10 protein-coding genes and 1 riboswitch are annotated in these 14,980 nt (G+C 59.5%); of the genes, 8 read left to right on the top strand and 2 right to left on the bottom strand.

The window, feature by feature from the left end:
• Window positions 1-110 precede the first annotated feature (110 nt).
• From DWW12_RS00440 to DWW12_RS00410, 7 genes are all read left to right on the top strand, one after another.
• A complete protein-coding gene (locus tag DWW12_RS00440) occupies window positions 111-2,186 on the top strand; it encodes a class I SAM-dependent DNA methyltransferase (RefSeq protein ID WP_117854474.1) in 2,076 nt (691 codons plus the stop codon).
• Window positions 2,183-2,635, top strand: coding sequence for a hypothetical protein (locus DWW12_RS00435; protein ID WP_117854473.1), 453 nt, complete (start codon window positions 2,183-2,185; stop codon window positions 2,633-2,635). Before DWW12_RS00440 ends, DWW12_RS00435 begins: the two co-directional genes overlap by 4 nt.
• Before the next feature lie 5 nt (window positions 2,636-2,640).
• On the top strand, window positions 2,641-3,492 hold the full coding sequence (locus DWW12_RS00430; RefSeq protein ID WP_233544182.1) for a restriction endonuclease subunit S: 852 nt from the start codon (window positions 2,641-2,643) through the stop codon (window positions 3,490-3,492).
• A gap of 2 nt (window positions 3,493-3,494) precedes the next feature.
• Window positions 3,495-6,920, top strand: coding sequence for a DEAD/DEAH box helicase family protein (locus tag DWW12_RS00425; RefSeq protein WP_117655013.1), 3,426 nt, complete (start codon window positions 3,495-3,497; stop codon window positions 6,918-6,920).
• The gene (locus DWW12_RS00420; protein ID WP_117854470.1) at window positions 6,921-8,300 is read left to right on the top strand and encodes an ISL3 family transposase; all 1,380 of its coding nucleotides are present in this window, start codon (window positions 6,921-6,923) and stop codon (window positions 8,298-8,300) included. It begins immediately after the preceding gene.
• Complete coding sequence (locus DWW12_RS00415; RefSeq protein WP_117854468.1) at window positions 8,297-9,001, top strand: hypothetical protein; 705 nt, start codon at window positions 8,297-8,299, stop codon at window positions 8,999-9,001. Before DWW12_RS00420 ends, DWW12_RS00415 begins: the two co-directional genes overlap by 4 nt.
• Before the next feature lie 547 nt (window positions 9,002-9,548).
• A complete protein-coding gene (locus DWW12_RS00410; RefSeq protein WP_117778538.1) occupies window positions 9,549-11,672 on the top strand; it encodes a DUF262 domain-containing protein in 2,124 nt (707 codons plus the stop codon).
• Window positions 11,673-11,738: 66 nt separating this feature from the next.
• On the opposite strand, the gene DWW12_RS00405 is transcribed toward DWW12_RS00410, so the two are convergent.
• The gene (locus DWW12_RS00405) at window positions 11,739-12,161 is read right to left on the bottom strand and encodes a hypothetical protein (RefSeq protein ID WP_117655009.1); all 423 of its coding nucleotides are present in this window, start codon (window positions 12,159-12,161) and stop codon (window positions 11,739-11,741) included.
• An 8-nt stretch (window positions 12,162-12,169) separates the two neighbouring features.
• Window positions 12,170-12,260, bottom strand: a riboswitch (SAM riboswitch).
• A 268-nt stretch (window positions 12,261-12,528) separates the two neighbouring features.
• Here DWW12_RS00405 and DWW12_RS00400 point away from each other — a divergent pair.
• Window positions 12,529-13,851, top strand: a complete 1,323-nt coding sequence (locus DWW12_RS00400) for an ATP-binding protein (protein WP_117854467.1) — start codon at window positions 12,529-12,531, stop codon at window positions 13,849-13,851.
• A 37-nt stretch (window positions 13,852-13,888) separates the two neighbouring features.
• On the opposite strand, the gene DWW12_RS00395 is transcribed toward DWW12_RS00400, so the two are convergent.
• The gene (locus tag DWW12_RS00395; protein ID WP_117655007.1) at window positions 13,889-14,875 is read right to left on the bottom strand and encodes a hypothetical protein; all 987 of its coding nucleotides are present in this window, start codon (window positions 14,873-14,875) and stop codon (window positions 13,889-13,891) included.
• Window positions 14,876-14,980 lie beyond the last annotated feature (105 nt).

Genomic DNA, 14,980 nt, shown 5'->3' with positions numbered 1-14,980 from the left:
GATACCACTTACCAGATTTGTTAAACTATTGGTTGGCCGAAAGCTCAAATCATGGCTTTCGGTTGTAAAATACATGGTTGGAATTCTATTTTTCGCAGAGAGGTCCAACCATGGCCGATAAGACCGCGTTCGACTACGTGAACGAGATATGGAGCATCGCGAACTACGTGCGTGATGTCATTCGCCCCGCCGACTACAACAAGCTCATCCTCCCATTCGCCGTGCTGAGGCGCTTCGAGTGCGCCCTCGAGCCGACGCGGGCGGCCGTGAGCAGACAGGCCGCCAAGGGGGTCTGGGACGACGACGACCCGAAGTACTGCGCCCTCTCCGGCCACTGCTTCTACAACGTCACGAGCTTCACACTCTCCAACCTCGGGGCGACGAAGACCTGCGACGCCCTCATGGCCTACATCAACGGCTTCTCCGCGAACGCCCGCGAGGTCCTGCAGCGCTTCGAGATGCGGCAGACCTGCGAGAAGCTCGACGAGAAGGGCATGCTCTACGAGGTGTGCACACGCTTCTCGGGCTTCGACCTCGGGTCCGAGACGGTCTCCGACCGCATGATGACCGACATCTACGAGCACCTCATCCAGCGATACGGCGAGGAGATCTCGCAGGACGCCGAGGACTTCATGACGCCCAAGGACGTCGCCCGCCTCGCAACCGCGCTGCTCTTCGCAAACGAGGACACGCTGCTCAACGCCGACAACGGCGACATCCGCACGCTCTACGACGGCAGCTGCGGCACCTGCGGCTTCATCTGCGACGCGCTCGACCAGCTCGACGAGTGGCACGACAAAGGGCACTTCAGCAGCCCAACCAAGATCGTCCCCTACGGCCAGGAGCTCGAGGACGCGACATGGGCCATGGGCAAGGCAGCCCTTATGCTGCGCAACATCGCCGGGGGCTCGGGAGACGTGCTCGACCAGATGACCGACCTGTCGGCCGGCATCATGCTCGGCGACACCCTCGACGACGACAGGTTCGAGGGACGCACCTTCAACTACCAGCTCACGAACCCGCCCTACGGCAAGGAGTGGAAGAAGGAGAAGGACGTCGTCCTCGAGGAGATGGGACGCGGCTTCGAGGGCAGGTTCGGCGCCGGCAAGCCCGACATTGACGACGGCAGCATGCTCTTCATGCAGAACGTCGCGGCGAAGATGGCGCCGCCCGAGGAAGGCGGCGGCAAGGCGGCCATCGTGCTCTCGGGTTCCCCGCTGTTCAACGGGGATGCCGGCAGCGGGCCATCGGGCATCCGCCGCTGGCTGTTCAGCGAGGACCTCGTTGACTGCATCGTGAAGCTGCCGACCGAGATCTTCTACCGCACGGGCATCGCAACCTACATCTGGGTGCTCAACAACCACAAGCCGGAGAACCGCAAGGGGTACGTGCAGCTCATCGACGCCTCGGAGGAGAAGACCGCCCTGCGCAAGAGCCAGGGGAACAAGCGCTACGAGGTCGGCGAGGACCAGGCCGCGTGGATCGTGCGCACCTACGTAGACGGGCACGACCACGGCAGGTCGGTCATCGTTCCCGTCGAGGACTTCATGTACCGCAAGGTGACCACGCAGCGCCCGCTGCGCGTTGTCATTGAGCCCTCGGCCGATGGGCTGGATGCCCTCTTTACCCTCAGCAAGCCCATGGAGAAGCTGTCGGACGCGAGCCGCGCCGCCATTCGCTCCTGGGTTGAGAAGAACGAGGGCGCCTCGCTCACATACAGCGAGGTCCTGGCTGCGACCGAGAAGCTTCACAAAGCGATCGAGAAGCCCAAGCCACAGAAGACGAAGCTCGTCGAGGCGCTCGTCAAGGTGTTCGGTCGGCAAGACCCCTCCGCGGAGCCGGCGGTCGATGCGAAGGGCAACCCGGTGTTCGACCCCGAGCTCAAGGACACGGAAAACATTCCAATCGGCATGGAAATCGACGACTACATGGCGAGCGAGGTGCTGCCCTACGCTCCCGACGCCGTGGTGGACGGGTCGGTAAGGGACGAGCCCAAGTTCGACAACAAGACGGGTCTCACGGCCAACCCGCTTGGCGACGGTGGGGTGGGCGTGGTCGGCACGTCGATCTCGTTCAACAGGTACTTCTACAAGTACGAGAGCCCCCGTGCCCCCGAGGTCATCGCGAAGGAGATTCTCGAGCTCGAGGACGGCCTCGGCTCGCTCATGAGGGGGTTCCTGGCATGAGGACGAGAAGGGAGATAAACAGTGCTGAGTGGTTCGGTGAGGTGCCGGACGGCTGGAACATGGTGCCGTTGCCGAGGCTTTTTATGAGCAGCAAGGGAATGACCGTCACTAGGGCTGACTTAGTTGACGAAGGAGCTCCCGTCGTCAATTACGCCCAAGTGCATTCGAAGTTAAACAATAGATTCGGTATCCACGAAGAGCTCATAAAGCACGTCCCTACGGGCATGGTTCCAAAAGGGCTGAAATATTCCGAGAAAGGTTCCTTTATCTTCGCCTGCACATCAGAGGACCTTGCCGGGGCGGAGACTGCATATACAACGATTCTGAGCGGCCGGTTAATCCCGGAGGCGATACCCTGCTCCTCTCTCCGGTTGACGAGGTTGAGAATAAGTACCTTGCATATCTTTTCTCTACCGACATGTGGCGCTGGCAGATTCGGCGCGACTTGATCGATGTGAAAGTTTTTCACGTTAACCAAGGCAACCTGCACGAGACCTACGTCACAGTCCCGCCTTGTGATGTCCAACGCCGTATCGTCTCCTACCTCGACGAGCGCTGCGCGGCCATCGACGATGACGTGAAGAAGCGCCAAAAGGTCATAGAGAGGCTCAAGGAGTACAAGAAGTCCCTCATCGCGCATGCTGTGACAAAGGGCCTCGACCCAACCGCAGAGATGAAAGACAGCGACATTAAGTGGGTAGATCAAATTCCCTCTAATTGGCAGACCTCCAAGCTCAAAGCTCTATTTCAAATTACAAAACGAATTGCCGGGGTTGAAGGATTGACAGTTCTGTCGATTACACAAGATGGAATTAGGCCCAAAGATTTCAGCACAGGAAAAGGGCAATTTGCTGAAACATACTCACATTATCAACTCGTACATCCTGGCGATTTTGCGATGAACCACATGGACCTCTTAACAGGTTGGGTGGATATATCTCGCTATGAAGGAGTGACAAGTCCTGACTACCGAGTGTTTTCAGCCCGTGACCTTGCGGTAAGCAACCCGAGTTACTACCTCTACCTCTTCCAGATGTGCTACCTCAATCGGGTGTTTTTCGGTTCAGCAAATGGAGTTGCTGACAAGGGGCGCATGCGACTACAAACCAACGCATTTAACAACTTCGTCGTTCCTTTACCACCTTTAGAAGAGCAAAAAAGGATAGCGGCCTACCTCGACGAGCGCTGCGTGGCCATCGACGAGGCAATCTCACGCCAGGAGCAGCTCATCGAGAAGCTCGGCGAGTACCGCAAGTCCGTCATCCACCACGCCGTCACCGGCAAGATCGACTGCACGGAGGCATAGCCATGACAAGAGTCGACATAGACAGTGCATATGAGCGCCGCGACGTCGAGTACAGCGGCCGCCGCAAGATTCACCAGGAGGATGCCTTCGAGCGCTACATCTCCCGAAAGGTCGCTGCCCTCGGCGGCGCGGGCTGGGCCCTCTCACCTGACGATACGGGGTTCGACCCGAACGACGCACTCGTGTTCGACGACTTCGTCGCCTGGCTCGAGGCCACCGCGCCGGAGAAGCTCGACAAGATGCGCCGAGAGAAGGGCGCGAGGTGGGAGGACCAGCTGCGCCGCGCGCTCGTGAAGAGCCTGGAGAGAAACGGTACCGTTCTCACGCTACGCAAGGGATTCCAGGTGGCCGGTTACCAGACCATCGAGTGCATGGCTGGCTACCCGGACGACGAGCGCGTGCCCGGGGCGAGGGAGCGCTACGACGCCAACATCCTGCGCTTCATGCACCAGGTTCACTACCAGACCGCCGGGAGCAAGTCTCTCGACTTCGCTCTGTTCGTCAACGGCATCCCCGTCGCCACCGGCGAGGTCAAGACCGAGCTCACCCAGACCGTGCGTGACGCCATCGACGAGTACGTCGACGAGCGCAGGCCCATAGAGCCCGACGGCGGCAGGAAGAACTCGCTGCTCATGTACAAGAGGGGCGCCGTGGTCCACTTCGCAGTCTCCGAGGACGAGGTCTGGATGTGCACGAACCTCGGCCCCTTCCCGAGCAGGTCGGCGAAGCCCCGCTTCCTCCCGTTCAACCTGGGCCGCGACGGCGGGGCCGGCAACCCGGACGCGCCCGAGGGCGAGTACAGGACCCACTACCTCTGGGACACCATCCTCCAGCGAGACAACTGGCTGTCCATCTTCGACCGCTTCGTCTTCGAGGAGATCGAGGACAGGCAGGACGCGACGGGCCGCTGGCGCAAGACGGCGACCCAGATCTTCCCGCGCTACCACCAGTTTGACGCAGAGAGGAAGGTCCTGGCCGACGCGCGGGAGCATGGGGCGGGACGCCGCTACCTCATCGAGCACTCGGCCGGCTCCGGCAAGACCGAGACCATCTCCTGGGCCGCGCACGACCTCGCGAGGCTCCGCCGCGCGGACGGAGAGAAGATGTTCTCCAGCGTCGTGGTGGTCACCGACAGGCTGTCGCTTGACCAGAACATAAAGAAGACCATCTCCCAGCTCTCCAAGGTGACCGGTCAGGTCGTCATGGTCGGCCGCGACGAGAGGGGCAGCGCCGTCGCCGACGGCTCCAAGAGCTCCCAGCTCGTCGAGGCCCTTCGGCAGAAGAGGGAGATCGTCGTGGTCACCATCCAGACGTTCCTTTACGCGTGGCCGGACATCGCGGCGCTGCCCGAGCTTGACGGCTCCGGATTCGCGGTGATCGTCGACGAGGCGCACAGCTCTCAGGAGGGCAGCTCGGCGGCGTCCCTCAAGACCGCCTTCAACGCGGCGGCGGACAAGCTGAAGTTCGAGAGGATGCTCGACTTCGATGAGGACTCGGACGACGGCGGGTCGGTCATGGATGCCTACTTCGCCCAGATGCAGGCGAGCAACCTCATGCCGCCGAACGTCTCTTTCCTCGCGTTCACAGCGACCCCAAAGGCCGAGACAAAGACCCTGTTCGGCACGCCCACGGGCGAGGAGGACGAGGACGGCAATCCGGTCATGGGCAGCTTCCACCTCTACCCGATGCGGCAGGCGATCGAGGAGGGCTACATCATCGACCCGCTCTCGGGATACGTGCCCCTGCGCACCCTCACGAGGATCGAGGACGAGTCCGAGGACGCCGACGGCAGACTCGTCGACGAGCGCCGCGCCAGGAGGAAGATCGCCAAGTGGCGCTCGCTCCACCCGACGAACGTCATGGAGAAGGCCAAGTGGATCATCGACCACTTCGTCGACAACGTGGCTCCGCTCCTGAACGGCGAGGCCAAGGCCATGATCGTCACCTCCGGGCGTCCCGAGGTCGTGCGCTACAAGTACGCGATAGAGGCGTACCTCCGCGCCCGTCCGGACCTCGACCCCGCCAAGGTCGAGCCGAAGCTGCGCTTCAAGGTGCCCGGCGAGCCGCTCGTCGCCTTCTCCCAGAAGGTCCTGGGCGACAGGTGCGTCCTGCCCGAGGACGAGTACCTCGAGGACAACCCGTTCGCCCTCATCGAGCGCGGATACGAGTACACCGAGGCCAACATGAACCCGACCGGGCAGGGCCCGGTCGAGAGGGCGTTCGACCGCCCTGAGAGCAGGCTGCTCATCGTGGCCAACAAGTTCCAGACCGGGTTCGACCAGAAGAAGCTAGTCGCCCTCTACGTCGACAAGCCGCTCGGCAACGCCATCGAGATCGTGCAGACCTACTCGCGCGTCAACAGGACGTGCTCCGGCAAGGACGGGGTCTTCGTCGTCGACTTCGTGAACGACCCCGAGACGGTTCTCGCCGCCTTCAAGACCTACGACAAGGGCGCGACGATGAGCACGGCCCAGGACCCGAACATCGTCTACGACCTGAAGGACGCCCTCGACGCGGCCGACGTGTACGCGACGCGAGACGTCGAGGGGTTCAAGGAGGCGCTCTACAGGTCCAAGGGCCTCGCAGCCGGTGAGGAGAGCGATGCCTACAGGACCGCCCTCTATTCCGCCGTCTCCGGGCCCGCCGAGATCTTCCGCGAGAGGTTCGCGGCGGCCAGGGACTCCTACGAGACTTGGCTGGAGTGCGCCAACCGGGCGGAGGCGGCCGGCGAGGCCGAGGGGACGGAGAGGGCCAAGAGGAGCGCGGACGAGGCGGCGGGACGCGTCGCGGAGCTGATGACCTTCAGGAAGAAGCTCTCCAAGTACTGCTCCGCCTACACGTTCCTGTCCCAGGCGCTCGACTTCGGCGACCCCGACCTCGAGGTGTTCTACAGCTTCGCAAAGCTGCTCGGCCACAGGATCGCGGGCACCTCGCTCGACGACGTCGACGTGCGCGGCCTCGTGCTTCGGGACTTCCGCATATCGGCCCAGAAGGTCCCCGAGGGGGTCGAAGGCGGCGAGCTCATGCCGATGGGCGCTGGCGGCTCAGGCACCGCGCCCAAGCGCGACACTATGGCGAGGATCGTGGAGAGGCTGAACCGCACGTGGGGCGACGAAGGTGACCCCCTCGTGAAGGCCCGAGCCGTCAACGCGGTCTCCGATGCCGTGGCGGCAGACCCCGTGACCAACACGCAGATCACGAACACGAGCAACACGAAGGAGGCCGTCCTCGCGGACGGGCGCCTGCGCAACATCGTCATCAGGGCCCTCATGTCGATGATGAGCAACGAGCTTGGAGACCTCGCCGAGCAGGCGCTCGACGACCCGCAGGCGATCGAGCCCCTGGCCGACCAGGTGTACGACCTCATCTCGCAGGGGAAGCGCTACGACATCGCCGAGCTCGCCTCCTACCTCTCGAGGGGAAAGTAGATGGGCGTGGCAGGCTACGTCGAGGAGCTGCTTGGTGTCCGGGACTGCGAGCTCATCGGCAGCGCGACCAAGGTCGATTGCGGTAGGAGGCTCCAGCAGTTCGACCTGAGATACCGCGGGCCCGCCCCCGCATCGTGTCCCGAGTGCGGCGGGACGCTGCACAGCCACGGCGCGAGGACCGTCGGCGTTGTGTCGACGCCACACCTGGGCATCCCGACGAGGCTCGAGATAGGGTTCCCGCGGATGCGATGCCCGGAGTGCGGCTACGTGTGGCGCCCGGCGATAGGCGGGATCGACGAGAGTCACCGGATGACGGAGGCGGCATACGCCGACATCGCCCAACGCTCGCTCAGGCTCACCTTCCGCGAGGTCGCCGAGGAGTACCCGCTCTCGCACGTCACCGTGAAGAGCGTCTTCGAGGACTACGTCCGCGAGAACGCCTCGAGGCTTCGCTTCAAAGTGCCGGCGTTCCTGGGCATAGACGAGAAGAACCTCAAGAGGGTCGGCATGGTGACCGTGATCACTGATCTCGAGCACAGGACGGTCTTCGACATGGTGCCCGGCAGGACGCAGTCCGACCTCGACGCCTATTTCTCCTCGTTGGAGGGCCTCGAGCGCGTACGATGGGTTTCGAGCGACATGTACCGGCCGTTCTGGAGGAGCATAGCCAAATACACCCCGAACGCGACATGGGTCATCGGCCACTTCCATGTCGTGAAGGGAGCCAACGAGGCCTTGGACGCGGTCCGCAAGGGCCTCCAGGGAGCTCTCGACAGGAAGGGTCGCCTTGAGCTAAAGAAGGGCCTCGCCTACGTCCTTAGGAAGCGGACGCGCGACCTCAGCCTCTACGAGGCGTCGGCCCTAAGGGCGCTACGGGAAGACTCCTCCTACTCGACGCTGATGACCGCGTACGACCTCAAGGAGGACTTCTTCGGCATTTACGACGACCATCCGTCCTCACGCGAGGAGGCTGAGGCGGCGTTCGACGCCTGGATTCGGGAAATTCCCGATGGCAGGGAGTTCGATCCGTTCAGAGCCCTTGCTCGGACCGTTCAGAATCACCGCGAGTTCATCTTCAACTACTGGGAATGCCCCAGCCGTATCTCGAACGGCTACACCGAGTGCGCGAACCGGCTCATAAACGAGACGGACATGAGAGGGCGCGGATACTCGTTCGAGACGCTCCGGGCAAGGACCCTCTACCGCAGGCAGAACCTCGACCGCATCATCGCGAGCAACGGGCTCACGATCGGCCCTCGCATCGATGCACCCGGTCCGCTCTTCGTGACCGAGCCCGACCGCGAGGACGAGGCCGTCGATGAGTTCATAGACCCGAGGTCGGGAGTGGAGGTCGACGCAACGACGGGAGAGATGCTGTGAATTCGAGGCTCGACGAAATTGCAGCCTGGGAGCCAAGGCCTTCAGGCGGCCTGAAATGCGATGCCAACGAATACGGCTTTCCGACCGTAATCCATCGCACACCAAGCAGGCTCGTGGAGGAATGCGAGAAGGCCTTCGATGCGGGGCTTCTCCTCGCGGCACTGAACCTCGTCGTGACCATACCGGACGTCTGCGCAAAAGCCGTCGGCATGCGATACATCGACTGGTGCGTTAAATACCTGGAGCTTCCCAATACCGGCGAAAAGATGGCGGCAGAGCGAAAAGACGAGAAGAGTCAAAGTGAGATAAGCGAGGAGTTCGACGTTATAGAGGCGCGAGGTATATTCACAGCTTCAGACCTCTATCAACTGCGTTGCGCCGTTATCCATGCGGGATCATCAGTCATCGAAGGCAGCGGGGAGGATTATAGTCCTTATAAGGTTATCGGGGTATGCGTTCACGGCGGCGCTCATGGGATCGTCGCGAGCTATGGCCATACCGGGGCGGGTACGGAGAACCTGAAGGGGTGCGCATACGATTGCGTCATCAAGCTCGAAGGCCTCGTCTCCCTCATGGCCAAGGGCGTTGTGTCTTTCCTCGAAGAAGATCCCGAGCGGGATTGCGAAAGGACCATCAAGTCGGGGATAGACCGCAGAGGCGTGACGGATTTTAGATCGCTAATCCAACGGCCCGTTCGTTAAATATGTGGTTGGAGTTGTGCTAATACCATTTGTAAAATAAATGGTTGGAACTTGATAGCCCGGTTCTTACTTTGCCAACCGGTAATTTACTAACTTCCAACCATTTATGTTACATGCCCTTTTGTTTTTAACGCAAGCTTTATGCCGGTGAGCTTGTGTTCGATGCCACTTGTCGAGGCTGAGTGCAGGTCGGCGACTTGCTCGATGTCTGATTTGCCCTTCGATCAGTTCTTGTCGAGCCCCTTTGGGCGGGAGAGGCAGCGATCTAGATATCCGCTCTTGGCATATGAGACAAGAAGCCCGTAAGACTGTGGCAATGTCAAAAGGCATACACAAGTGTCAGTCTTTTGACATCGTATGATTTTGGGGAGTGGCGTGCAGCGATCGCGCGCCACCATGACGGCGTAAGTGTTTGCTTTCGTTGTAGAATCTAACGATATGAGCATCCCGGTTGCTTCAGTGCTTCGATGCTCTCGTCTTTAGCGCCCTCCGCTCAGTGGAGGACTGACTGCAAACGGCGTAAACAAGAAAAGGGGAGCAAGCGCAAATGAAAGCAACCGAGGCAAATCTGCTCGACCTTATGGGCGTGGCGAAGATGCAGTTCGTCATTCCCGTGTACCAGCGAGTTTACTCGTGGAGTGTAAAAGAGTGCGAGGTGCTTTGGGATGACGTCATGCGAGCGGGTCGTGATGGCGTATCGCACTTCGTGGGGTCGATGCTCTATATCCCCGAGTCCGAGAGCTCTGCCACGAGCATTTCGCGCGTGCTTCTGATTGACGGACAGCAGCGCATGACGACGTTTTCGTTGATGATCGCTGCCTTGGCTGAATATCTGGAGGATAATCCCGACAAGGCCGGCTTCCTTGGCGATCTCAAGATCTCAGCGCTGCGGAAGAACTACCTCTTTAACGATGATGACTACAACGGTCTGGCGCGCTACAAGCTAGTGCTCTCGCAGGACGATAAAGAGACGCTGTTTTCCATCGTGTCTGGGTTTCCCATGCCAGATGAAAAATCGGATCGGATCGTCGAGAACCATGTGTTCTTCCGCGAAAAGATGCGCGGGAAATCATTCGACCCTGCAAGGCTTTGGGCGGGGCTAAACCGCGTGCAGGTCATCGACACAAAGCTCACCGCTGGCGTCGATAATGCCCAGCTCATATTTGAGTCCATGAACTCCAAGGGCAAGCCCCTCATGCCCATCGATCTCATACGCAACTATGTTCTTATGTCGCTTCCTAACGACGAACAGACCAAGCTCTACGAGGGCTACTGGCATCCCATTGAGCGTCTGTTTGGAAAAGGGGGCGAGAGCGAGTTTAACGCCTTCATTTGGTACTGGCTGTGGCTCAAGGTTCCCAATAGGCAGCCAAAGGAGAATGAGGCTTATTACGAGTTCAAACGGTATTTTACCGATGACTACGACGGAGACACCGAGAGTCTGCTCAAGGAGTTGCGCGAGTATGCGCAAAGGTATGCCAGCCTGTTCCAAGACAAAGAAAAGGACGCTGACCTACGTCGGGTGTTCAGCAGAATCGTAAGCCTTGATGTGAGACAGATCAGGCCTCTTTTGATGCTGCTCTACTCGGTTTACGAGAGAAATAGGCTAGACCGCAACGCGTTCCTTCGCATCTGCGAGACTATCGAGTCGTTCCTGTTCAGGCGAGCGGTTTGCGGCAGGCTTACCACGGGCCTAAATAATTTCTTTGCCGGCATGTATCGCAACCTTGAGCAACAGGACGATATAGAGGAGTATGTTACGGCGATGCTTCTTATCCATAGCAGCGGTATGACTGCGTACTTTCCAACAGACGAGCATTTTGTCGAGGAGTTTAAGACGCGTGACTGCTACAATCGCTTCTCCAAAAAGCGCTATTACCTGGAACGCATGGAGAACTGGCACCACCCGAAGGAGTCCATCTCGGCTGACGATTACCAGATCGAGCACGTCATGCCCCAGACGATCGATGATGAGCACGGCTGGAAGGAATCGCTTGGCGAGAACTGGGAAGACATCCACGACAGGCTGTGCAACAACTTGGGAAATCTAACGCTGACGGGCTACAACCAGGAGTACTCAAACCGGTCGTTCTCGGACAAGCTCAATCTTCCGGACGTGGGGCTTAAGTGCAGTCCGCTCCACCTGAACAAGTCGATCGCCTCGCATGAAAAATGGGGCGAGGAGGAGATTAGGCAGCGTGCGGACGAGCTGGCGAAAGAGGCGTGCGAGATATGGAAGTACCCCGATCTTCCGGCAGATGTCGTTGACAAGTATCGCCCCTCTCGCGGGGAGTCTGACGAGGCTCCTGTCTGGACTCTGCAGGAGAATCACCCAACTTTTGCCGAAGGCGGACTCAACCAGAGGCTTTTCGATGAGGTGTGCGAGTCCGTTCTGAGTGGTAACCCTTCGTGGGAGTCCTATATAGCCAAGTACTATGTGGGCTTCAGGTCGGGCAAGCGAAAATTGCACGCCGTGCTAGAAGGCAGGACCAGCAATGGTGGCTGGATTGCCGTTGGCCTGGCAAAGAGCGTTGACGATCTGACGGATCCAGAGGGCCTGTGTCAGGACAAGCGCTCACAGGGCGGATTTGGCCCGGGTCTACCGACCTATGTCGCACTTCGGAATGCCGATGACATTCCCGCGGTGCTCGATCTTATAAAGCAGTGCTAGGCAAGGGCCGGGAATCTAATTCTCGGCCCTTGCTATCTCGGAATTGCCGATGGCTTATCTGCCCACCTAAACTCCCGCAATCCCACGCGCCGCACTCAACAGCTCGTACTCCCTCTGGCTCCACTGGCGCAGTTCAGCGGCGTCGACGGCGTCGCGGCACAGGTCCAGGAACACCTCGGCGCCCTCGCAGAAGCACTCGCGGGCAAAGGCGCCCGATCCGTCTGCAACGCACGCGCCGTCGGCGAAGAGCTTCCAGCTGGACGGCTCACGCGAGTCATTTCCGAGCAACTTGATCTGCAGCACGTGAGGGTCTCCGGCAACGCAGAGCTCTTCCTCGAGCGCCTGCACCGTAAAGCGCATCTGATGGGAGAGACTGCTCTTGACCATGGCCGAGGCATAGCCGCTCGGCTCGTCCAGAAGATGCATTCGTTTTGGCTTGGCTACCAGGTTGTGGAAGTTGCGCTCACTGCGCACGGAGAAATTGTCCATACGGACTCCTTTCATCGATGTTGGCAGGGCCACCGTGCCTCTTGGCCGGTTGGCGTCGGGATCGTGGAGCCAACTCTCTACCCCGACTCTGGATAAAACGTGCCCGCTCCTTGCAGGCACGGTGGAGTCTATCAGCGCGCGCGGACACAAATCAAGCGCGCTTGCGAAATGACGCGCGGGCGGCGCTTGATTTCGCCGGCTGCTGTTAGGCTTAAATTCGAAAAAATGTCGAAATATCCCGTGTAAAAGTACGGAAAAGTGTCGTGATACACACTTTAAAACCTCGAAAAAGTGTCGAAATGAGCACCTAGCAACCACGGAAAAGTGTATCCTAGTGCTAAAACAGCACGTAATAAGGGGTACGCTTATGCTGCAGAGAAAAGCGAAAGCACAGTTTGAATCTTGGCTTGCCTCGTCGCCTAACAAGGCTCTTTTGGTCAAGGGCGCCCGACAGGTGGGAAAGTCATATTTGGTCAACGTCTTTGCAAGCGAATCGTTCGAAAATGTCGTGACGTTCGACCTTATCGCCGACGCGTCCGTGCGCGATTCGTTTTTGGCGGCAAAAAGCGCGGATGACCTGCTTATGCGCATGTCTATTGCTGCAACGCAGCCGATGGTTGCGAACAAGACCGTTGTGGTTATCGACGAGGTGCAGCGATGCCCCAACGTAGTGACGTTTATCAAATACCTGGTCCAGCGCGGCGACTTTCGATACATCCTTACCGGATCGCCCCTTGGCGTTGAGCTCGAGGGCATCGATTCCCTGCCGGTGGGGTATGTCGAGCAGGTCCAGATGTACCCGCTCGACTTTGAGGAGTTCTGCTGGGCAAGCGGCGTTGCTGCCGGAGCGTTTGACATGCTCAGGGGTTGTCTAAAGGACGAAAAGGAGCTCCCCGGCTATCTGTATGACCGCTTGCTCAATCTGTTCCATCAGTATGTGGTGGTGGGGGGCATGCCCGACGCGGTCAATTCCTTCTTGGCGACGCGCAATGTCGACGAGGTTCGAAACATCCATCGCGATCTTCACGCCCTGTATCGCGATGACATCGCAAAGTACGCTCCGCCTGAGCTACGCTTGGTTATTCGCGATATCTATGATCTGATTCCCAGCGAGGCCGGCTCCAAAAACAAGCGATTCAAACTGTCATCGATTAACGGTGTCAAACGTTTTTCGCAGGTGACAGATCATTTTCTCTGGCTATCGGAGGCGGGTGTCGCGCTTCCCGTGTATAACGTAGCGGCGCCCGTGGCACCCCTTTTATTGGGGGAGCAACGAAATCTGTTCAAGCTGTTTTACTTGGACACCGGAATGCTCATGTCGTCGTATTCCAAAAGGGTCGCCCAAGGAGTTTTTGATGGGGAGGCGGAAGACGCCTTTGGCATGAACATGGGGGCGGCGTTTGAGGGCTTCGTTGCCCAAGAGCTCAAAGCCCACGGATTCAGATTGCGCTACTTTACGTCTAAAAAAGTCGGCGAGCTCGATTTTGTGGAGGAGACGCTCGATGGGGAGGTCCTTGCCATCGAGGTCAAGTCGGGCAAGAGCTTTAAGTCCCATGCGGCGCTCGACAACGCGCTCGCGACGAAGGGCTACGGAATCGATCGCGCCCTGGTACTTGCGGAATGTAATCTTCACCGCGATGGTGACGTGCTGTATCTGCCCATCTTTATGGCAGGGCTTTTGGAGCCGTAACATGCCGCCGGCTCTTCCGGCCCTCCCTTAACCCTCGCTACTCGTCGTCTCCGTCGTTGGGGTCGCCCTTGAGGGTGTTGATGTCCAGGTACTCGTCATCGTTCTCTTTTTGCTGGGTCTCCGACTCCGCTTGGGTGGGGCCGGAGAACAGACGGAATCCCTCAAACGCAATGACGCCGAGCAGGGCAATGACAATGGCGATAAAGGCAACCTTGACTGCCTGCGGAAATTCCGAGAAATGCAGTGCCTTTTCCTCGGCGTAATAATCGGCGAAGCGCTCTTCGCCCGTGCTTTTGGTATACGCCGGCGCGGACGCGGCCTCCGGGTCATATTCCGGTGCAGGCGTGGCAGCGTACGGATCGTTGAGATAATCGCTCGATGCGGTGCCATAATCCTCGGTCTCGATGCGATCGGTGCCAGCATAGCCATCGGAATAATCGGAATATGCCGCACCGCCCTCATAGTCCGCGGCGCTCGTGTTGGCGGCAAAAAGCGGGTTAACTGGAACGTCGAGCGCCGGCATGCCGGTAGAGGTCTCATCCAGATCGGCTGCAGCCCAGGAATCGTAGGCAACCTGATGGGCAACGGGCTCATCGAGCCTTGTGACCGGAGACTTGCGTGCCGCAGGAACAGGCAACTGCTGGGCGCTGTACATAACGGTGCTGTCGGCCGATTTGTTCCGCGTCGCCGCAGCGAGAAATGCCGCCGTCTCGGACGGGTCGCTTGCGGGGCGGGGAGTGGGCGTGGGCGCCGAAATGGGTGCGGGCGTAGACGCGGGCGTCGAAACAGGCGGCTGCGCAGGAGTCGGCGCAGATGCGGGCTTAGGCGCAAGTGCGGAATTGGGGCTTGACGGGCGAACCCCACCGCCCATGAGTTCGTCGGCGGTCCACGGGCGATCATCCATCACGTCGTCAAGGCTCAGCGAAAACAGGTCGTCTTCACCCTCATCGAACATGCGGTGCACATGTCCACCAATTGCCGGAATCAATCCGCGACCGGTGCATGATGCCTTGCTCAACGCCATTCTGTTCCACCCTTTCGAAATACTAATGACATCGATTATATGGAACTTTCCAAGCGGCTCGGTCTTGGATTCATGCTCTCCAGAACTCGCGCCCAAAAGGGGAGG

This window comes from Collinsella sp. AF14-35 (assembly GCF_003464565.1).
Lineage (GTDB): Bacteria > Actinomycetota > Coriobacteriia > Coriobacteriales > Coriobacteriaceae > Collinsella.
Note: the sequence above shows the minus strand (reverse complement) of the source record. Positions and strands in the feature narration are given on the sequence as shown.

Excerpts from the sequence above, each read along its gene's own strand:
- DWW12_RS00400 (WP_117854467.1), top strand. The coding sequence starts at position 12,529 with ATGCTGCAGAGAAAAGCGAAAGCACAGTTTGAATCTTGGCTTGCCTCG.
- DWW12_RS00405 (WP_117655009.1), bottom strand. The coding sequence starts at position 12,161 with ATGGACAATTTCTCCGTGCGCAGTGAGCGCAACTTCCACAACCTGGTA.
- DWW12_RS00420 (WP_117854470.1), top strand. The coding sequence starts at position 6,921 with ATGGGCGTGGCAGGCTACGTCGAGGAGCTGCTTGGTGTCCGGGACTGC.
- DWW12_RS00410 (WP_117778538.1), top strand. The coding sequence starts at position 9,549 with ATGAAAGCAACCGAGGCAAATCTGCTCGACCTTATGGGCGTGGCGAAG.
- DWW12_RS00395 (WP_117655007.1), bottom strand. The coding sequence starts at position 14,875 with ATGGCGTTGAGCAAGGCATCATGCACCGGTCGCGGATTGATTCCGGCA.
- DWW12_RS00425 (WP_117655013.1), top strand. The coding sequence starts at position 3,495 with ATGACAAGAGTCGACATAGACAGTGCATATGAGCGCCGCGACGTCGAG.
- DWW12_RS00440 (WP_117854474.1), top strand. The coding sequence starts at position 111 with ATGGCCGATAAGACCGCGTTCGACTACGTGAACGAGATATGGAGCATC.
- DWW12_RS00435 (WP_117854473.1), top strand. The coding sequence starts at position 2,183 with ATGAGGACGAGAAGGGAGATAAACAGTGCTGAGTGGTTCGGTGAGGTG.